The 20746-nt window shown below is 40.4% G+C and carries 16 protein-coding genes and 1 pseudogene; 10 read left to right on the plus strand and 7 right to left on the minus strand.

Going from position 1 to position 20746, the window contains the following annotated elements:
* Positions 1–154: 154 nt before the first annotated feature.
* The 7 genes from HWQ39_RS25835 to HWQ39_RS25865 all read left to right on the plus strand — a co-directional run bounded on the left by HWQ39_RS25835 (position 155) and on the right by HWQ39_RS25865 (position 6995).
* A complete protein-coding gene (locus tag HWQ39_RS25835; protein ID WP_292851497.1) occupies positions 155–1099 on the plus strand; it encodes a hypothetical protein in 945 nt (314 codons plus the stop codon).
* Between the two features lie 14 nt (positions 1100–1113).
* Positions 1114–1533, plus strand: coding sequence for a hypothetical protein (locus tag HWQ39_RS25840; protein WP_292851500.1), 420 nt, complete (start codon positions 1114–1116; stop codon positions 1531–1533).
* 696 nt (positions 1534–2229) lie between these two features.
* Positions 2230–2946: a heme oxygenase (biliverdin-producing) gene (locus HWQ39_RS25845; protein WP_292851503.1), complete on the plus strand. Its 717-nt coding sequence runs from the start codon at positions 2230–2232 to the stop codon at positions 2944–2946.
* A gap of 139 nt (positions 2947–3085) precedes the next feature.
* Positions 3086–4468 (plus strand): oxygen-independent coproporphyrinogen III oxidase, encoded by a 1383-nt coding sequence (gene hemN, locus HWQ39_RS25850; protein WP_292851506.1) that lies wholly within the window; start codon positions 3086–3088, stop codon positions 4466–4468.
* A 343-nt stretch (positions 4469–4811) separates the two neighbouring features.
* Positions 4812–5090 (plus strand): GlsB/YeaQ/YmgE family stress response membrane protein, encoded by a 279-nt coding sequence (locus HWQ39_RS25855; RefSeq protein ID WP_292851509.1) that lies wholly within the window; start codon positions 4812–4814, stop codon positions 5088–5090.
* A 168-nt stretch (positions 5091–5258) separates the two neighbouring features.
* Entirely contained in the window at positions 5259–5951 is a 693-nt protein-coding gene (locus tag HWQ39_RS25860; protein WP_292851512.1) for a manganese catalase family protein, read from the plus strand.
* A 303-nt stretch (positions 5952–6254) separates the two neighbouring features.
* Positions 6255–6995 carry a DUF3891 family protein gene (locus tag HWQ39_RS25865; protein WP_292851515.1) on the plus strand — a complete coding sequence of 247 codons (741 nt, stop codon included), beginning with the start codon at positions 6255–6257 and terminating at the stop codon, positions 6993–6995.
* A gap of 204 nt (positions 6996–7199) precedes the next feature.
* Here the strand turns inward: HWQ39_RS25865 and psaK are convergent, their stop codons facing one another.
* Positions 7200–7460 (minus strand): photosystem I reaction center subunit PsaK, encoded by a 261-nt coding sequence (psaK, locus tag HWQ39_RS25870; protein ID WP_292851518.1) that lies wholly within the window; start codon positions 7458–7460, stop codon positions 7200–7202.
* Positions 7461–8081: 621 nt separating this feature from the next.
* On the opposite strand from psaK, the gene HWQ39_RS25875 reads away from it, so the two are divergent.
* Positions 8082–9347 carry a glycosyltransferase family 1 protein gene (locus tag HWQ39_RS25875; RefSeq protein WP_292851521.1) on the plus strand — a complete coding sequence of 422 codons (1266 nt, stop codon included), beginning with the start codon at positions 8082–8084 and terminating at the stop codon, positions 9345–9347.
* 307 nt (positions 9348–9654) lie between these two features.
* A complete protein-coding gene (locus HWQ39_RS25880; RefSeq protein ID WP_292851525.1) occupies positions 9655–11388 on the plus strand; it encodes an NFACT family protein in 1734 nt (577 codons plus the stop codon).
* Positions 11389–11519: 131 nt separating this feature from the next.
* On the opposite strand, the pseudogene tnpA reads toward HWQ39_RS25880, so the two are convergent.
* Both tnpA and HWQ39_RS25890 read right to left on the minus strand, forming a co-directional pair.
* Positions 11520–11929: pseudogene (gene tnpA, locus HWQ39_RS25885) on the minus strand (IS200/IS605 family transposase).
* A 489-nt stretch (positions 11930–12418) separates the two neighbouring features.
* The gene (locus HWQ39_RS25890; RefSeq protein WP_292851528.1) at positions 12419–15049 is read right to left on the minus strand and encodes a DNA polymerase III subunit alpha; all 2631 of its coding nucleotides are present in this window, start codon (positions 15047–15049) and stop codon (positions 12419–12421) included.
* A gap of 193 nt (positions 15050–15242) precedes the next feature.
* On the opposite strand from HWQ39_RS25890, the gene HWQ39_RS25895 reads away from it, so the two are divergent.
* On the plus strand, positions 15243–16535 hold the full coding sequence (locus HWQ39_RS25895) for a dicarboxylate/amino acid:cation symporter (protein WP_292851531.1): 1293 nt from the start codon (positions 15243–15245) through the stop codon (positions 16533–16535).
* A gap of 20 nt (positions 16536–16555) precedes the next feature.
* Here the strand turns inward: HWQ39_RS25895 and HWQ39_RS25900 are convergent, their stop codons facing one another.
* From HWQ39_RS25900 to HWQ39_RS25915, 4 genes are all read right to left on the minus strand, one after another.
* A complete protein-coding gene (locus HWQ39_RS25900; RefSeq protein WP_292851534.1) occupies positions 16556–16735 on the minus strand; it encodes a hypothetical protein in 180 nt (59 codons plus the stop codon).
* A gap of 354 nt (positions 16736–17089) precedes the next feature.
* Positions 17090–17335 (minus strand): DUF4915 domain-containing protein, encoded by a 246-nt coding sequence (locus HWQ39_RS25905; RefSeq protein WP_366932301.1) that lies wholly within the window; start codon positions 17333–17335, stop codon positions 17090–17092.
* Positions 17336–17476: 141 nt separating this feature from the next.
* Positions 17477–18373 carry a hypothetical protein gene (locus HWQ39_RS25910; RefSeq protein ID WP_292851537.1) on the minus strand — a complete coding sequence of 299 codons (897 nt, stop codon included), beginning with the start codon at positions 18371–18373 and terminating at the stop codon, positions 17477–17479.
* 487 nt (positions 18374–18860) lie between these two features.
* Positions 18861–20573, minus strand: a complete 1713-nt coding sequence (locus HWQ39_RS25915) for a diflavin flavoprotein (protein ID WP_292851540.1) — start codon at positions 20571–20573, stop codon at positions 18861–18863.
* Positions 20574–20746: the final 173 nt, after the last annotated feature.

A 20746-nucleotide genomic window follows, 5' to 3' on the forward strand; every position in this document is an offset into this window, starting at 1 on the left:
AGCTTAAATAATAATCTTACTTAACTAGTCTGTCGCTAACCTACCCTAGCTGAATTTTAGTGCGATCGCTACGCCCGCCGCAGGCATCGCAATACTTTTCGGCTAATGTTTTTAGAGTAACTTTTACTTTTCTAACACTCTCTGAGGCTACTTGATGAAAAATCCAGTTCAATTAAAAAGTTTCCTGCTTTTTTTGATAGTGAGTATCGCTCTAAGCAGTTGTAGTCCAGAGAGGAGAGCGGTACTGCGACTAACGGCACTGAACTTTAAAACTCAGGCAAGTGATGCGATTGAATCTGTCAAAACTATCTATCAACTCAATCCTCTACCGCGCTCAACTGTTGAACTGCGGGGAAGACTGGTAAAAAGACTCTTAAGCGATCGCAATATAGACTTTGCTGATATAGACCAAATATCGAATATAATTGAAAATCAACTTCAGACAAACACCCGGTCAAATCCTGTTAATAACGTTCTCAACGATCTCAAGCAAGAATATATCGTAGCAGGCGAGACTTTTAACAATATTGAACAAGCAGGATTATTAGGCACTGAAGCGGGTGCGGTTACTAGAGCGGCTGAACCTTCTAGGCGATTAACTGTCAAGATGCTACTTCTAGCTGAACTGATTGCTCAAGATCCACCCTCACCGAAAAATCCAGATCGAGTTGTGATTCTTTTTCGGTTTAGCAAGCTCAGAACGCAATTTGAGAATGCTACTTCTGAGGTAGATAAAACACAAATATTCAATCAGGCGGAGCAAGCTTTAGATGAGTTACTCAGCATCAATATAGAAGATAAAAAAATTATTTGTCAAGCTAGAGCTAAACTTTTGCTGACAGCCGAGACAGGAGCAAAGCTTTCCCAACTTATCGAAAAATACAAGGATGTAAGTTTTGATGAAATTGTTGCAAAAATCACTACAATTTTAGGAATAGCCTCTAGCTTTGGGTCGGATATTACTGCTGTAAATGTAAGAATTAAAGAGATTCAAACAGTAATTCAGGAAGATCCCATCCTAAATGATATGTTAAACAAACAAAGACAGAATCTCCTTCCGGCAACTTCTGATACTCAACCTCTCGAATGTTCATCATAACGAGATAGTTCAAAATGATTACACCAATTAGCCTCAACAAGATTAAAGAACAGATAAAACAGATTATTGATAGCATTGATTCGATAGAAAATCTGCCTCCTGGTAAATCTATCGACCTGCAAGTTTTTCGACAAGCAGAAAAAAATCTAAAAAACATCCTTTTTAGATTGCAATTTGCCCTTTTGCAAGCAGAAGAAGAAGAAAATTGGGGATTTATCGATATACTATCTGAACCTATTGAACAATGCCAGGATGCACTCAATGCTGTGAGAGCGGCTATGTTCACACAAGTTTTGATCCGTCCAGATCACGACCAAATTATTGCCGAGCTGCAAAACATCAAACGAGATATTGATGCTGCAATTAAAGCAGAGAGAGTATTGAATTTTTTGATTAGCCTTGCTCGTGTGGTGATTAGATTTGCAGGAGTATGAGGTTGCTTGGATTATTGAGATGAGGAAATATCAATATTGATTGCTCGGTGCGATCGTTCATGTATGAAGGTATACCTGGCGCTCACTAAGAACCCACCTTTAACACAAGAAGCTGGAGGATTGAATTGAGCGATCGCTCTTATTAATCTCTGCTATAGCAGTGTGCAGTTAAATGAGATACAAAAACTTTGCTGAAATGATATTACAGTAAGGACTTTGGTGTTCTCATCCAATCGATAACCGCTATATTATTAAATTAAAATCGTAACACTGCTTTAATCATCGGACAAATTCTGGATGATTTGTATTCAATATTAGAATAAATACGCGTGTGGCAATGTGATTCGTCTCTTCAATGACTCTGGTATTAAAGAATCCGATAGTTTCAGCAGAGTTAAAATGCCTATTCCAAAATCAGTTTTGTTACTACTCAACTGAAATTTGCCTGAATATGAGCATCAGAAAAACATAAATAAATATTAATATCCCCATAGTTATATATGAATGAACAGTTAAATATTTTTAGGAGAGATAAAAATAGCTGGGATTTGCATCGGCAGTGATTCTTGCTGGATAGAGTGATGCAAATACTTTCTAAACCTAAACCTAGAATAACAATTTTTTAGCTGGCCTTGGCAGGCATCGTGAATCGGTGACTGCCAATAAACCTTGTGCTTGAACATGAAGGAAGCAACAATGAGTAGCAATCTAGCCATCAAACTCCGCTCTGGAACTCAACAAGCCCATACATCAGCGGAAAATGTGGCATTCATGAAATGTTTTTTGCAAGGAGTTGTGGATAAAGACTGCTTTGCCAAGTTCTTAAGCAACTTGTATTACGTCTATAGTGAACTAGAAGCGGCATTAGAAAGCCATGTAAAGCATCCTGTAATTAGTGCCGTTTACTTTCCTGAACTTAATCGCCAATTATCGCTCGAAAAAGATATGGTGTTTTATTATGGGGATAATTGGAGAGAGCAAGTTACAGCCTCACCAGCGGCCCAGACATACATTAGCCGCATTCGGGAAATTTCTGCTAGTGAACCAGCGTTACTGTTAGGTCATGCGTATACTCGCTACATGGGCGATCTTTCTGGGGGTCAAATGTTACAAAAAGTTGCTCAGTCAGCCCTGAAACTTTCGGGCTATGAAGGCACATCTTTTTACAACTTTGAGCAAATTCCTGACAAAAAGGCATTTAAGGATAAGTATCGTCAGGCATTAAATGCATTACCCGTTGATGATATAACAGCAGAACGGATTGTTGCAGAAGCCAATAATGCCTTTGGGTTCAATTTACAAATGGCTCAAGAGTTAGAGGGAAGTTTAGTTAAAGCACTCGGTCAAGTCCTGTTTAATAGCCTCACTCGTTCTCGGAATTCAGGTAGCACTGAAGTAGCTGCGACTAATTAATTTTTATTGGGGATTGGGAATTGGGCATTGGGGATTAGAAAGAAACTTGTTCAATAATTCTCCCCTCTCCACCAATCCCCAGTCCCCAATCCCTAGTCCCCAGTCCCCAATCCCCCTTCATTCATTGGAAAGCAACTCAATGGTTTTTCTATTACCTGGTGTCAAGTTTGATCTGGATCTGATTCAAAAGTACGACACTCGCGCACCTAGATATACCAGTTACCCGCCCGCTACAGAGTTAAGCGAAACATTCACTGAAACTGATTTTAAGGCCGCGATCGCAGCCTCGAATCAACGCAAAACCCCTCTTTCTTTGTATTTCCATATCCCCTTCTGCCAAAGTGCTTGCTACTTCTGCGGCTGTAACACAGTAATTTCCAACAACAAGAATATTGCTAAACCTTATGTGGAGTCTTTGGTTCAAGATATCAAAAACACCGCAGCTTTAATCGATCCAGATAGAAAAGTGTTGCAAATCCATTGGGGAGGTGGTACTCCTAATTACTTAGAACGTCACCAAGTAGAATTTTTATGGAAAAATATCAATCGCTATTTTAACATCGATTCCAAAGCAGAAATTTCAATTGAAATTAATCCTCGCTATATCGATAAAAACTACATTTTCTTTCTGAGACAGATTGGCTTTAACCGCATTAGTTTTGGCATTCAGGATTTTAATCGCCAAGTTCAAGTAGCTGTAAATCGTGTCCAGCCAGAAGAGATGCTATTTGATGTCATGAGTTGGATCAAAGAAGCTAAATTTGAAAGTGTGAATGTAGACCTAATCTATGGTTTACCTTATCAAACCCGCGAGACATTTCAAGAGACGCTGAAAAAGACGATTGAATTAGATCCTGACAGAATTGTAGTTTTTAACTTTGCTTATGTGCCGTGGCTCAAACCGACACAAAAAAATATTCCTCAAGAAGCGTTACCCCCAGCAGAGGAAAAGTTAGAGATTCTAAAAATGACCATTGAAGAATTAACAAATAACGAATATCTATTTATTGGGATGGATCATTTTGCGAAAACTAATGATGAACTAGCGATCGCTCAACGCAATGGCACTCTCAAACGCAATTTCCAGGGTTATACTACCCATGCTGAAACAGAATTGTTTGGTTTTGGTGCCACATCCATCAGTATGCTAGAAGATGCTTATGCCCAAAACCACAAAGAATTAAAGGATTATTATCAGACACTTACAGCGGGTGCATTACCTGTTAGTAAAGGTATTAAACTTACTGAGAATGATATCATCAGACGGGATGTGATTATGGGTATAATGTCTCACTTTCAGCTTCATAAGCAAGACATTGAAAACAAATATCATATAAGTTTCGATGAATATTTCTCTGAGGAACTAGAGGCTTTAAAACCACTAGAAGCCGATGGACTAGTCAGTTTATCAAAAAATCAGATTCAGATTACAGATATCGGTAGATTACTAGTAAGAAATATTGCTGTGATCTTTGATACTCATACAAGGACGCGAGAGACAAAATTTTCCCGCGCCATTTGATATTATTTCTGCAACTGTTGCTGCCCAGATCCCCGGCTCCCTCAGAAGTTGGGGATCTAAATTCATCTGATATTTTTATTAATCAATATTTTGACGCATCTCCAAAAAGTTAGATAATATTCTAAATCTTAAGATAGATATAAAAAAACATAAATTAAATAAATATTGTGCTATTGCATTTAAGAAACTTTTAACAATAGTAGTAAAGATAAATTATCATCCAATCAATCTGGATATAAAGTTTTTTTGTCTAACTTTTGGATTTAGCATTTACCCCATCTGGTAGAAAGAATTTGAAATCAGAGTTGATAACTTAGATACAGGTGAGTTTGTTGAGGCAGTTATGAGTATTATTGCTTGGATAGTTTTAGGAATTTTCGCAGGTGCGATTGCTAAAGCTATTTATCCTGGTTATCAAGGTGGCGGAATCCTTTCCACAATAATATTGGGTATCATTGGTGCTTTCGTTGGTGGAACTCTATTTACCTTGTTACGAACAGGAACTCTACAAATTACTGCGGCTGGCACTGGTTTAACTCTACCTGGTATTTTAGTGGCTGTGCTTGGCGCAATTGTTGCTATTTATCTATGGGGATTAATTAGAAGAAGTAGCAATGCCTAATCATTGATTGTGCAGTTATCAAACCTGAGATAACTACTGTATTTTATTCAGTCTTCTAGTTGACCAGTTGAAGAAGCTATCAAACATCGAATTAGCTCTCTCTCTGGAAAAAGACTAAAAGATAAGTTGACTCATTCTGTAACACCAAATTTTGGGAAGTGTAAATCTATGTTTTTTCACAAAAAAGAGCCTATTCATGCAGTTAACGTTAGCGAACCAAACCCTCGTTTTGCTCAGTTGCTACTAGAGCAGTTTGGCGGAGCTACTGGAGAGCTTAGTGCAGCACTTCAATATTGGGTTCAATCATTCCATGTTGAGAATGCTGGCATTAAAGATATGCTCCAAGACATTGCCATTGAGGAATTCAGCCATTTAGAAATGGTTGGGAAACTTATTGAGGCTCATACTAAAAATGTAGATCAAACAGAGGCTTATAAAAGTACTCTCTTTGCAGTCCGAGGGATTGGGCCTCATTTTCTAGATAGCCAGGGTAATGCTTGGACTGCAAATTACTTAAATGAGGGCGGAGATGTAGTGCGTGATTTAAGAGCTAACGTTGCAGCTGAAGCTGGCGCTCGTCAAACTTACGAAGAATTGATTAAGTTGGCAACCGACAAAGGAACTCAAGAGACTTTAGTGCATCTGTTAACACGAGAAATTTCTCATACTCAGATGTTTATGAAAGCTCTAGATTCACTAGGTAAGTTGACAGATCCTTTCTTTGGTAATATTAAACCAGATGAAACTGTTGCTCTTTACTACAACCTATCGACAGACGGCGATGGTAAAGACGAGCGTGGCCCTTGGAATTCTGAGCCAACATTCAAATACATTGCTAATCCGCAAGAAAGCCACTCTTAGAGTATAGATTGATTTTGAGCAAAGAGATTTTTGGGATATTCTAAAAAACTCCCAATCATTTCGGTGGGCAAATAGCCCACCATTTTTTGGCATTTAGCTATATTTAGGGAGCAAAAATATTCCCGACTTTTCTAAGAAGTTGGGAATATTAGCTAAGTATTTGGCTATGAGACTTAATTGAAAATATTTCTAGCTAGAAATATTCAGCCACACTGAAAAAGTTAGAGCGATCGCTGCTTCAATTTCTACCCCAATATTTCTAAATTCAGAAATTAATTCAACTCAAAATCAGGAGATTAACTTGTGATTGTCAACGCTACGCAAAATGGTTGGGAAGTTATTTATCATCGTGCCCATGCTTTATTAGCAGCTCAATTGGCAGGACAATGGCGACGCAAAGATGCTCCAGTAAGGTTATATGAAACAATAACTGCAATCTCCCACCACGATGACCTAGAAAAAGAGTGGGAAGAAGATATTTTGACTGAAGCAGGTGCGCCGAAGGACTTCACCCTCTCCTCTAATGCTGATTTAGATACAGGTGTCGATAAATTGGCTAATTTAGCAAAGAATTCACTTTACCGTGGACGATGGGTAGCTCTATTAATTTCCATGCACATCAGCCGTTTAAATGAGCCAAGCCGGGGTAAGTCTTCAAAATTAGACAAACTTTTAGATGAGCAACTTCAGAATCAGAAACGTTGGCGTAAAGAATTGGGCATCGAAAAAGACGGAGTTGATGCAGCTTATGCATTTATGCAATGGTGCGATCGCCTTTCGCTTATTCTTTGTCAGCAAGAACTACCTGAAGATGAGCGGTTTTTAGAAATTAGCAAGGGCCCTGAAGGTAAGCGCTATAACATCATGCAGCGCAGTGATAACTTGGTCGTTGTCAAACCCTGGCCCTTCCAAGATGATAAATTCACGGTCAACATTGAAGCTTGCGACCTCTTCGAGGTGAAATTTGAGAGCAGCACTGAATTAGCTCAAGTCCTACAAGAAGCCCCCATCAGGGTATTAGAATGGACATTTGTTAAGAGTTAGATACACGCAATTTAAGTCTATTTATCTTAAAAATGATTATTTGTGTATAAGTATACCAATATAATCTTTATACAAAGTGGTTTCCTACTAGGCAAAACAGAGATATTTCAGGAGAATTTGCATAAAAAAGAGCCAGAGAACTAACTCTCTGGCTCAAGCTGGAGACAAAAGAATCATTAAATTAAGGCTATTTTGGGTAATAACCTAAATTCTTCCCAGGTTATGCAGCCCTAAGACAGCGCCCACGCCTAAGATATGACCAAAGGCAGTAGTTGCTAAAAGTGCGGGTAAACCAAAACCACCAAATAAATTGGGTGAAGGTAGTGCTGGTTCTGCGTTGGGATACTTGATGCTAGATTTGCCAAAGGCGATGGCAACGATATTAGCAAGAATTATAATCAGCCCAACTGTCGGACTCCATTCCAGGGGTGTGGTTGCAGCAGCGAGTAAGGTCGAAGTAAACACCTGATTTGCTCCTGAAATTTATTAAGGGTTGAAAATATAATCTGAAACTTTCCGAAGCAAATTCAAGAAAGTACCCGATTTTGCATCAATATTTAACAGTTATTCTTACTACTTAATACAAAATGAGTTCAACGCGGTGAGGTAAATGTGGTAGGTGATTTGAACTTCAATATCTAAATTGAACATATACTTATTAAAATTAATACTCATTGATAAGTTATTTTACTTATATAGCGTCAATACATCTATAAACGAGAAGCTCTCCGACTTCTTGAAGAAGCCGGGGAGCTGAGTATCTTGGTAGAAAGCAAATTTAAGATTGCTATATCTATGAAATTAGAGCTAGAGATGAATGCAAAATATAATTTTCGTATATCAAAAGTATGAAATATAACTATAACGATTTTCTATATCTAAAGAAATTAAAAACAAATTAAATATAGATTAAATATTTGTATTTAATCTAAAAGTATACTTCTGACAGAAGATGTAAAAAAAGATTAGGCATAGTAAATTAAAATCAATTCAATATTAATCAAAGTTCCTAAACAATTCAGGCAGTGTGTTATTCACAAGCTTGGAACAGCCTAAAACTTTGTTAAAATCAGCCACACACAAACTATGAACTCTACCACCGAAAAACGTATCGCCTTGATTTCCGTCCACGGAGATCCGGCGATTGAAATAGGCAAAGAAGAAGCTGGGGGACAAAATGTTTATGTGCGCCAGGTGGGTGAAGCACTAGCGCAGCTAGGATGGCAAGTTGATATGTTTACCCGCAAGGTGAATCTGGAGCAAGACTCGATTATTGAACATAGTGACAATTGTCGAACTATTCGTTTAAAAGCTGGCCCTCTTGAGTTTGTGCCGCGAGATGAAATTTTTGATTATCTGTCTGAATTTGTGGATAATTTCCTCAAATTTCAAGTAAAAAATGAGCTTAAATACCAGTTAGTTCACACTAATTATTGGCTCTCTAGTTGGGTGGGAATGGAGTTAAAGAAAATCCAAGGAAGTCAACAAGTTCACACCTACCATTCCTTAGGGGCAGTTAAATATAACACTATAGAAAATATTCCTCTGATTGCTAGTGTGCGATTAGCAGTAGAAAAACAAGTGTTGGAAACAGCAGAGCGAATTGTGGCGACAAGTCCACAAGAACAACAACACATGCGATCGCTAGTTTCCACTAAAGGCAATATCGACATCATTCCCTGTGGTACAGACATTCAGCGGTTTGGTTCCATTGGGCGAGAAGCAGCCAGATTTAAATTGGGTATTGATAAAGAAGCAAAGGTTGTGCTGTATGTAGGACGTTTTGACGAACGCAAAGGTATAGAAACTTTGGTGCGTGCAGTCAACGAGTCTCAACTACGTGACTCGAAAAATATCCAGCTAATTATTGGTGGTGGTAGCACTCCAGGTAACAGCGACGGAATTGAGCGCGATCGCATTGAGGCTATTATCAATGAATTGGGAATGAGCGGCTTCACCATCCTTGTCGGTCGTCTCAGTCAAGAGATTTTGCCAACTTATTACGCAGCCGCCGATGTTTGCGTTGTTCCTAGTCACTATGAACCCTTTGGACTCGTAGCGATCGAAGCGATGGCAAGCGGTACACCAGTTGTGGCTAGCGATGTCGGCGGACTTCAGTTTACTGTAGTTAATGAAAAAACTGGTTTATTAGCACCACCACAAGATGTAAATGCCTTTGCGTCTGCCATTGACCGAATTCTTTTAAATCCAGAGTGGCGAGACGAATTGGGTAAAGTTGGTAGAAAGCGCGTCGAAAGCAAGTTTAGTTGGCATGGTGTAGCAACTCAGTTGAGTGAACTTTATACTCAACTGCTACAACCAGTCCAAGAACCCCTATTGCTTGCTAAATAATCTTCTCAGCAACTCGATACGGTTTCGATCAGGTTATCTACATAGTGATAACTTTTGTAGAGACGCAAAATTTGCGTCTCTATTAAGTCTGAAATTATGACAAACAATTTCTAAGCCAAGAGTATTGCCAACCAACCGTAAAGAATTTGGCAATACTTGCAAGGATCACTAACTACACCAGAAATAGCCTTTCCAACTGATACAAGATCGCAAACGTGAGTGCGTCCTGTAGAGAAGGCGGGCTACACCTACGCTAATATCAATAGATAGAAGTATACTGAGCATCGACCTTTGAACGCGAATGGCTATGCAACCAGTTGACTTCACTACTCTTACAGCTACCTGTAGCGAAATACGCGCTAACTGGCTGCCCTCGCGGACAGAACAGGTTTATCAACGCGATCGCTACACTATTGCCATAGCATTACGCACCCTGAAACAACGGGATTGGCTACAAATTTCTTGGCATCCCCAAGCTGCACATATTTGTATCGGCGATCCGCCACCGCGATCGCCTGATACCTTTACCTTTAGCCAACAATTAATACACCAATTGGGTGGTTTGGCATTGGTAGGAATTGAAGCGATCGCCCCTTGGGAGCGGGTTATCGATTTGCAATTTGCCCGTCGTCCTGGAGAAAGCGCCCTGTATCATCTCTATGCCGAAATCATGGGCAAGTATAGCAATGTGATTCTCACCGACGCTAACAATATAATTATCACCGCCGCCCATCAAGTCAGTCAGCAACAATCTAGTGTTCGTCCCATCCAAACCGGACAACCTTATGAAACACCGCCGAAACTGACTGGAACTGTCCCCAGTTTGAGCGAATCTCAAGAACGTTGGCAAGAACGGGTAAGTTTAGTACCAGGAGCAATCAAGCGGCAATTACTCAAAAGTTATAGTGGCTTGAGTGCCGCATTACTGGAGTTAATGCTGCTAGAAGCAAATATCACACCAGAAACATCTACCGATACTCTCAACCCCGACGATTGGCGACAGCTGTTTGAGCGTTGGCAAGAATGGCTGCAAGCCTTGGATTCCAAAAAATTTCAACCCGCTTGGACAAAAGATGGTTACACCGTAATGGGTTGGGGTGTAGTTGAAAAGGTCAAAAATATTCAGGAGTTGCTCAACCGCTATTACAGTAACCAAATTGATCAACAGTTATTTTCGCAATTGCGCCATCAATTGAGTCAGAAATTGAATAATATTCTGGCGAAATTACGCAATAAAGCTCAAACCTTTCAGACGCGCTTACAGCAATCAGATCGAGCCGATGAATATCGGCAAAAAGCAGATTTATTGATGGCTCACCTGCAAAACTGGGAACCGGGGATGAAAGAAATTATCCTTGCAGATTTTGAGACAAATTTGCCAATTGCGATCGCACTTCAGCCAGATAAAAATGCCGTCCAAAATGCCCAAAGTCTTTACAAACAGCACCAAAAGCTTAAACGCGCCCGTGCTGCTGTGGAACCGCTACTATTGGAAGTGCAGACGGAAATTGAGTATTTAGAGCAAGTAGAAGCTGCGATCGGGCAAATAGACACCTACCAAACAGCAGAAGATTTACGAGCTTTAGAAGAAATCCGCGAAGAGTTAATAGGGCAAAAGTATCTGGAAGATCCAGAATACCGCAGCCGCAGTGCAAACGAACCCCCCAGCACCAACTTTCATCGTTACCTTACCCCCGGCGGCTTTGAAGTATTAATCGGTCGCAACAATCGCCAGAATGACCAATTAACCTTTCGTGTCGCAGGGGATTATGACTTATGGTTCCACGCTCAAGAAATTCCAGGAAGCCATGTGTTACTACGTCTAGAACCGGGTGCTGTTGCAGAAGAAGCTGATTTGCAATTTGTGGCTAATCTTGCTGCCTACTACAGTCGCGCCCGTCAGAGCGATCAAGTGCCAGTAGTTTACACTCAGCCAAAACACGTCTACAAACCCAAAGGAGCCAAACCGGGAATTGCCATTTATAAGCAGGAAACTATACTTTGGGGAAAACCGCAATTAACAATTCAAAATTCTAAATGACGCTCTTTACTTCACCAAAACCTAAATCAGTTATTTTAGGTTTTCTCCGCTTACTTTTTTCTCTGGGTGCAAATTGATTAAATAAATCAGCTTTGAGTTGCCCGTAGATATTAGCAGTTTCTTTTTCTTGGTTATACGCCTGCTTTTTCTAAATGGAAATTTACTGTGCCTTCAAGATGATGTATTTTTTGATTTTTAACATATATAACAGCTTGCTCAAGTTGCTTACTGCCCAAAAAAATATACCATATCCTTCTTGCCAAGCAAATTTTTCTGATGTAGGGCAAAGATTGTGGTTGAAATGGTGAGAACTACTTCCTTTAATTCTTTTCACAAACTCTGCGATCGCGATTGTTGGCGGGATAGATACTACTAAATGTATGTGGTCTTCAACACCTCCAATGGCATGGAGTCTACAATTTAAACTATTGGATTTATCAATAATGTAATTATAAAGCTCAGTTTCTTGATCGGAGGTAATTAGAGGTTGGCGTTGTTTTGTTGTCCAAAAAATATGATAAAAAAGTCGCCACAGAGACATAATATTTTTTAAATTTTGTATTTATTTACATACATTTATGTTTCCCATATTGCTGGAAAAAATTATCATATTAGCAGTGTCCGTCAGCCAGGCAGCCAGGCAATGAGTCAGTTAGCCAGGGAAGCAGGAATCAGCAAATCAGCCACAGTTCACGAAGCCAGCCAGGGAATGAAATTCCCTGTGTAAAGGCTAAAGTCGTCTGAAGACGACTATGTGAAGCTAGTGAATAATTAAACCAAGTTTTTTCTAGTCCTCTAGAAGAGGACTTGCACTATTAGACAGGAAATTCTATTCCCTGGCGGTCTGGCGGTCTGGTTGGTAAACCAATGAATTTGGTTAGCAGGATGGTATGATAACTTTTTTACAAAGCGACTCTCAAAGAGTATCGCCCTCGACTAAAACCCATCAAACCCTGGTATTATTGGCGCATCTTCCTTAATATCACGTTTTTAAACGTGGGTTCCCTACACCCTCTGAATACCCCTCCTGTCAATTCGGCAAACCCTCTACCCGCATTAAATCCAATTCCCGTTCAAATATTTCATCAATCGGCAACATTTGACCATCAACAGTCATAAATTTATGGTCTTTTGTTGCCCGAATTATTGAACCATCTTCCAAGCAATATTCAAATACCTCTTGTTCGCCGCGATCGTGCCACTGTGCCACAGGTTGCGTGTAAATATTTCCATTATTATCAACACTGTATACACTACATTCAATGCCTTTTTCGACAATTTCTCCAATCGGCAGCAATCCATATTCCACTGTCAATATTTCCGTTTCATAGCTTAAACAATATTCAGCAAACTTTAACATTTGCTCAAATAATTCATCCGCAACTTTTTTCTGAACGCCATTTTTTGCTGCGCCATCTACGAATTTTTCTCGCTGCTTTTGCATCTCAGAAACTTTCTTTTTACCCATCGCCCGACGCAGCAAGTCAGCTTGTCCTAAAGAATATCCCGCCATATCTTGAGCAATTTTCATGATTTGCTCTTGATAGACCATAATTCCATAAGTTTCGTCTAATATTGGTTCTAGAACTTGGTGTTGATAATCAATCTTTTCTCGACCGTGTTTGCGGTTAATAAATTTAGGAATCAGTCCCGCATCTAATGGGCCGGGTCGATAAAGTGCCAAAATTGAAGAAATATCTTCTATATTAGAGGGCTTCAAATCTCGCACGATCTGACGCATCCCAGAAGATTCTAGTTGAAATATCCCTTCTAACTCACCTGCTTCTAATAACTCATAAGTTTTTTGGACATCTTTTGGTAAAGTGCTATGTTCACCTTTAGCTAATATCCTCTGGGCTTTTCTTTCCTGGCGAGGAATTTCATCAGGATCAATCCGATATCCTTTTGTTTCTTGAATTAAATCAACAGTTTTTTGAATCAGCGTCAGGTTCCGTAAACCTAGAAAATCCATTTTCAACAAACCCATTGATTCTAGGTCTTCCATGAAATATTGGGTAATCACAGAACCGTCATTATTCTTCTGTAACGGGACAATTTCATCAAGTGGATCTGCGGAAATTACTACACCTGCTGCATGAACACCAAAAGTTTTGTTAGTTCCTTCAATTCGCATCGCCATATCAAGCCAATGACGAACATGGGGTTCTTTATCATATTTTTCTTTAAACTCTGGTTCTGGAGTTTTATCGGAAATCATCACCTTGAGTTTCGTTGGTTTCCCCCGCACTACAGGAATCAATTTCGCCATTTTGTCAGCTTCACCGTAGGGAATATTTAATACTCTGGCGACATCTTTTAAAACTGCTTTAGAAGTTAGGCGGTTAAAAGTAATAATTTGGGCAACTCTATCTGCACCATATTTCTCTGTTACATAATCAATAACTTTATCTCGTTGTTCAATACAGAAATCTGTATCAATATCAGGCATGGATTTACGTTCTGGGTTCAAGAAGCGCTCGAATAGTAACCCATGATGTACAGGGTCAATATTAGTAATTCGCATCGCATAAGCAACTAATGAACCAGCCGCCGAACCCCGACCTGGCCCTACGGGAATATTATTATCTCTAGCAAATTTGATGTAGTCCCATACAACTAAAAAGTACTTGGAAAAACCCATCTGCTGAATCATTTTCAGTTCGTATTCCAATCTTTCTTTATAGACGGAATCGACTTCCTGACGAGATTTGCGATTTAAGCGTTCTAAAAGTCCACTCCATGCAACATCTTCGGCGTAAGTGTCAGCAGTATGACCAGGGGGAATGGGGGGTGTAGGAATCTGAGGCTCACCCATAATATGGTAAGGCTCAACTTTGTCAGCGACTTCTTCAGTGGTAGCGATCGCTTCTACAATCACATCATCTGGTAAATGGTCACGAAATAGCTGCCGCATCTCTTCACCAGACTTGAGATACTCAGTACCGCTATAACGCATCCGCTTCTCTTCAATAATTAATTTGCCAGTTTGAATACATAGCAAAGCATCGTGGGCTTCAACGTCAAAACAAGAAATAAAATGCGAATCATTAGTCGCAACAATTTTAATTCCTAGTTCCCGAGCAATTTTGACGATTTCAACATTTACAATTCGGTCTTCTTGGGAGCCATGATCTTGAATTTCTAGATAATAATCATCACCAAATACATCTTTATACCATTGGGCAACTTTTCGGGCGGCATCTGGTCTATTACTGAGAATCGCTTGGGGGACTTCTCCACCCAAACAAGCGCTGGTGACAATCAAGCCTTCATGATATTCTTTTAATAAATCTTTATTAATACAAGGTCGAGAAAAAATTCCTTTCCCTTGAACACCTTTGAGGTGAGAAATTGTAGTTAATTTAACTAAATTTTTGTAACCTTTGGTATTTTTAGCTAAGACAACTTGATGATATTTGGGGCGGCGTTCTTGTTTTTCAATATCACCGTTAATTACATACATTTCATTGCCGATTATCGGCTTAATATTTTGACTACGGCAGATTTTGATCAATTCAACCGCTCCATACATGACACCATGATCGGTAAGGGCGATCGCTTTCATTCCCAGTGCGATCGCTTGATCTACCAACTCTGGTAACTGACTTGCCCCATCGAGCAAACTATAGTCGCTGTGAATATGTAAAGGAACAAAGGACATAAGCATCTCCAACCACAAGCCAAGATCCCTCTAGGGGCCTACCTTGTGGTATACCCTTTTGAGCTAGATTTTGCAAAGCAACGGAATATTAGATTAACAGTTTTTAACTAAAATTAATGCTGTTCTTTTTCGGGAATTGTCACTATCATTAGTGTTGTTTTAATAGTTACAGTAGTTAAGCAGTACCTAGCCAATGAGTCAAACAGAGAGAACTACTTCGCCTGCAACCAAAGCTAGCCCTTGGTGGCAGCGTATCCCTCTCACCTTACAAATAGTCATCGCCTTAGTCGCCGCAATCAGCGTCGGAATTGCCCTTGGTGCGGGAAATCCCAACCCCAGCAACGCGGCTTTAATCAACAATTTAGCAATTCCGGCGGAATTGGTGCTAAAGGCTCTCCGCGCCTTGGCTACACCCTTAATTCTAGTAGCTGTGCTGCATACTTTGATGACTACCAATATCCCTGGTACAGCTGGGCGGCGGCTGGCAGTACTACTCTTAACCAACACAACTGTAGCTATTTTAGTGGGACTTTTGGTAGCCAATGTTCTGCGTCCAGGGACTTGGGGCAATGTAGCCACCTCAACCAGTACGGCAATAACTGCTCAGAGTCTCGATCCTTGGGGAATACTCAAAGATGCTGTCCCGGAAGCTGTACTCAAGCCATTGGTTGATAATAATGTCATCCAGTTGATTGTGGTTGCTCTAAGTTTTGGCATTGTCCTGCGGGGATTAAAATCTGAACAAATTGCCCAAGGCAAGAATGGATTCCAGCCGATAGAGGATGTCATCGGAATTTTATTTGAAGCGGTAGTCCGCATCCTCAACTGGGTAATTGCCTTAGTGCCGTTCGCAGTCTTTGGGATTGTAGCTAAAACTATTGCGATGCAGGGCTTTGCACCGTTTAAATCTTTGGGTGCATTCATCTTAGCCGTGTTGTTAGCACTGGGATTGCAAGCTTGCTACTACCTCACCAGAGTAAAATTCGGTTCTTGGGTACACCCGCTAAAATTCCTCGCTGGCGGTTCTGATGCCTTTTTAACAGCTTTCTCAACTTCTTCTTCGGCGGCAGCAATGCCCGTAACTTTTGAGGTTTTGCAAACAAAAGTCGGTTTAAGAGAATCTTCTGCTGCCTTGGGGGCATTAGTCGGGGCAAATTTCAATAATGATGGTACTGCCCTCTATGAAGCAATGTCTGCGTTGTATATTTCCCAACTAATTGGGCAACATCTGAGCTTAACACAGCAGTTAGTTGTCATCCTTACCTCGATATTTGCCTCGGTAGGTGCGGCGAATATTCCTAATGCTGGACTGGTGACAATGACACTGGTATTCACTTCTGTAGGCTTACCTACCCAGTACATTGCTTTGCTAGTTACTGTAGACTGGTTTTTGGATCGCTGCCGCACCGCAATTAATGTCATGGGAGATATGACTGTCAGTGCTTTACTTGACGGCAAAAAGCCTCGTTCTGTAGACGAGGCTTAGTTTGCCAGCTTTTCAAATATCTAATGCTGTTGAGGCCCTTTGGCGTCACATTCTTTACCCCAGCAACGTTCTAGAAGGTGCAGACGCCAAATCAAGACAAAGCGTCGGGGATTCAATACTAATTTAGTCTCGCGGCTAAATAAGGGCTGGTTCAGATATTGCCAAAGAGGAAATTTAGTTTTGGTGTGTTTTGGAGTCATAAGAACAAAAAATAATATAAAAGTTTTGTCTAGAAACTGCCTGATAGTGTTTTTCTAGTTAAAGGCTACACTGTGTTTTTGCAATTGTCTTTGTGGCAATTGCGGAATTTCAGTAGGTGAATTTATGTTGTTTCCGCTTTAATACTGAGAATTGTATTATCCTGTGAAATATTTTACTTTTCACGAAATTCTTGCTTCAAAGACATTGCTAGGGGCGTACATAATAAGGTTCGCTTAAGGCAAACTGTTACAAAGCCGGAATTAGACATAAATTTTGATTGAATTGCTTTTCATCCCAGCCTTACCACCCGCCGAATTTCGTCGCTGCGAAACCCGATCGCCATTAGACGACATTTATTTCTTGGAAGTCCCCAAAGCCAAGCCGCTAAATGTCTTGTTATGCCTGGGTTGGGAAATTCCCACTACTGCAAAGTTGCCATAGAATGCACAACCGCGCAGATATCCCGGACAAAAGACGACTGATTCAAACACTCCCCGCTTTAAATCGGCAAAGCTAAACTCTCCTGTGCCTGAGTTGAGCAGCCAGAGTTTTCCTGCCCGCTTGATAGGTAGTGAAGGACAAAAAGAGAAAAAATAAATACTTAAATTAACCGTATTATGTTATACATTTGAGTACGAGCCAATTAATAACGCACACTCCTGAAAAGAAAAATTTAGGCTTGAAGTATCCATAAAACTTGAACGAGTATGGCATAAAAAATCAAAAAAACAGAAAGAGAATTAAGTTAGTCTCTTCAACACAAATTCTCTCTGCACTGGCATTGACAAACGCCATGCATGGGCGTCTACAACAAAATGGGCCATTGTCAAACCAAGTACTCCACCAGCAAAGAACTGTATCCACACAGAATCACCAGCCCACTGACTACTATATAAAATCGCCCCACCAAGAATCATATATATACTGAAAGGAATCAGTGCTTTCTTACTATCCCCAAGTGCGATCGCCCCCATAAATACGATGTACTGCAAACCATGTGCGATCGCATAAGTAAAAAAACTTATGGCAATATTATTTGAAAGAAAAGCCGGAACAAAAAAGAGTGACATAACAAAAAGAAAAGGATTCGCACCTTTGAAGATTGTCCAAGCTGATAGAAAAAAAGCGCTAACAGCAAGAAACAGTCCAAAATAATACATCATATCAATTAATTGATGTAAGAAAATAGGAGCGATTGCATAACCTGTTATCTTCAATGCTGCAAATGTACCTGCTAATGTTCCTATTGTGATACATTGTCTTTCCAGTTTTTTCAGAGGTCGTTTAACCCAGAAGCTATACACACCAATATTTTGGCGTCCGTAATGATGAGATTGCCAAACCCAATAGAACAGCAGCAGATATATCTTTAAAAAATCCGGTGAGTAAGCATAAATAAATCCTGCTATCAGAAACAGCATAATAGGTAAGAATATGTATCTCATCTTATTCTTAACTATAATATTTTCTCTAAATTCTCTGCACCAATAAAAATATCCAGTAGTTGCAACATGAGCAGTTCCAAAAAAAAGAAAAGCAACGTTGATAGAAGTTAGTGGTGAATGCGGGAATTGTGAGTAAAGAGGAAAGAAAATAAAAGGTAAAAAAGTAGCAACAGCTAGACAGATTTTAAACATTTGGATATTCAAGGTTTATTGGGATTATTCAGAATAGCCTAATAGTGGATCGGCCAAGATATATGGAAATTAGAACACCTTGTAAAGTTATATTAGGCAAATTTACCAAACCCTTGATATAACGCAATACGCCAGCAACATCCGTTTCATCAGCAGTTCTGAGCAAGCGCTCTTGATACAGTTCGTAGTCAGTGGTTCTTTATTTCAGAAATTTACCAGAGTATTGTCGGAGTTCTTTTAAAACAATAGATGGAGTTGTAACATAAGAACATATAGTGTATAATCTAAAACTTAAATAACCCTGAACATCTGTCTAAAGATAGAGAACCTTCTAGATAACTAAAATTTACTTGGGCGTATTCTGCATATCGACAAAAAAACTGGGACGGGCAAGATGCCCATCCCACAAGAAAAAAGAGAATTTTTGTCATCAAATGCCTTAGCTCTATAGTCAAGGCAATTTTGTTAAGTTAAACTTCTCACAATATTAATAATGAGTGCCTGTTTTACGATGGTTGATGGCAGTAACAGCATCAGGTTTGAGTAATTTACCTTCGTCTACAGTTGCATAGATGACCCAATGATCGCCACATTCTAGACGTTGGTTGACTGAGCATTCCAAATATGCTAATGCGTCAGTGAGGACGGTACAGCCATTATCTGCAACTGCTGTACTAAAGTTGGCAAATCGATCTTCTCCAGGGGCGAAAGATTTACGGAAATGTTTCATGTAATCTTGATGATTGCCTTCAGGTAGAATATTTAAGGCAAACTTACCGCCTGGATACATCAAAGATTCGATCGCTCGGTCTTTGGCGATCGCAACAGTTAGTCCAGGTGGGTTGAAGGTGGCTTGAGAAACCCAAGCGCCTAACATCCCTGTAGACACTTCTCCAAGTTTCGCTGTCACCACACAAACGGAACCAACAATCCGACCAACAGCTTGTTCCACTGGGGTAGCGGCTTGTTGGGGTACGCGTACCTTTTTAGCCTTTCTTAGTGCTTGGGCAAAGTCTGTACCTAGTTCTTCACAGAACTTGAGAGTGACATCATCAGGTTTAAACTTCACCTTCAAGGTGTCAAAGCCAAAGCGATATCCGGCATCCCGGAGTTTACCTTCAATTAAGTCAAATGCTTCGCCACTCCAGCCATAAGAACCAAAAACCCCGGCGAGTTTGCTATTGTCACCACTCGATAGCACAATCCCTAAAGCGGTATGAATGGGAGTAGGTGCATGACCACCGATGGTAGGAGAACCGATGATAAAACCCTCTGATTGCGCTAGGTTGATGCGAATTTCATCAGGGGTAGCAAATTCACAGTTGATTGATTTAACTGCAACTCCACCTTTAGTTAGTCCCAGAGCGATCGCGTGTGCTAAAGTAGCTGTGTTTCCGTAAGCTGAAGCGTAAAGTAAGGCAACAGAAATTTCGCGATCGTTGTGAGAACGGCTCCACTCTCCATAAGCTTTGGTAAGCTCAATTAAGCTACTGCGTACTAAAGGCCCATGACCCACAGCATACATTCTCACCTGCAAATCTGAGATTTTCTCCAAAGCTGCTTGCACATGAAGAGTTTGGGGAGCCATCAAGCAGTTAAAATAGTAACGCTGGTCTTCTTTGAGCGCTTCCCAGTTATCATCAAACACTTCATCACCACAGAGATGAGTTGCAAATAACTTATCTGTGTAGAGAATTTGGGTTTGCTGATCGTAGGTACAAAGTCCTTCCGGCCAGCGCGGACTAGGAGTGGGGAAGAATTTTAAAACATGACCCTTGCCTAAATCCAGAGTTTCTTTCCCCCGCATCACCAAGACATTTAAATCTTGTTCTAGAAAAGCAGCCCGCAAATTGTTCGCACCGGGAAGAGAACAGACAAAAGTTACCTGTGGTGCCAGTTCTAAAATTGCTTTGAGGGTTGCAACTCGGTTGGGGTTGAAATGACCCAGGATAATATAATCCAAAGTTGTCAAATCTAAAGTCTGCCGCAATGCCTCTAAATAAATTTCGGTAAAGCTTTCTGGCGGTGGATCGATAAGTGCGGTTTTATCAGCTTCAATTAAATAGCAATTGGAGGTTGTACCTCTTTCAAGTGCGTATTCAATTTCAAACCGCAGACGTGACCAACTACGTGCCCTGATAGCTTTAGTATTGGTAGCAATTGGTAAAACTTGTACGTCGCGTGGCTTGGAATTGGTCATAGCTGTTTTAAAGTTGGGGAACAGAGACTAGGGACTGGGGACTAGGGGCTGGGGACTGGGCAATACGGTTCGGTTAGTATATTTGGCTCTCGGAGATCCCCCCAACCCCCCTTAAAAAAGGGGGGCTTTTCCTCCTATTTACCCCCTTTTTAAGGGGGTCGCCGTAGGCGGGA

It is taken from the genome of Nostoc sp. NMS8, assembly GCF_017115045.1.
In the GTDB taxonomy this organism is placed as follows: Bacteria; Cyanobacteriota; Cyanobacteriia; order Cyanobacteriales; family Nostocaceae; genus Nostoc.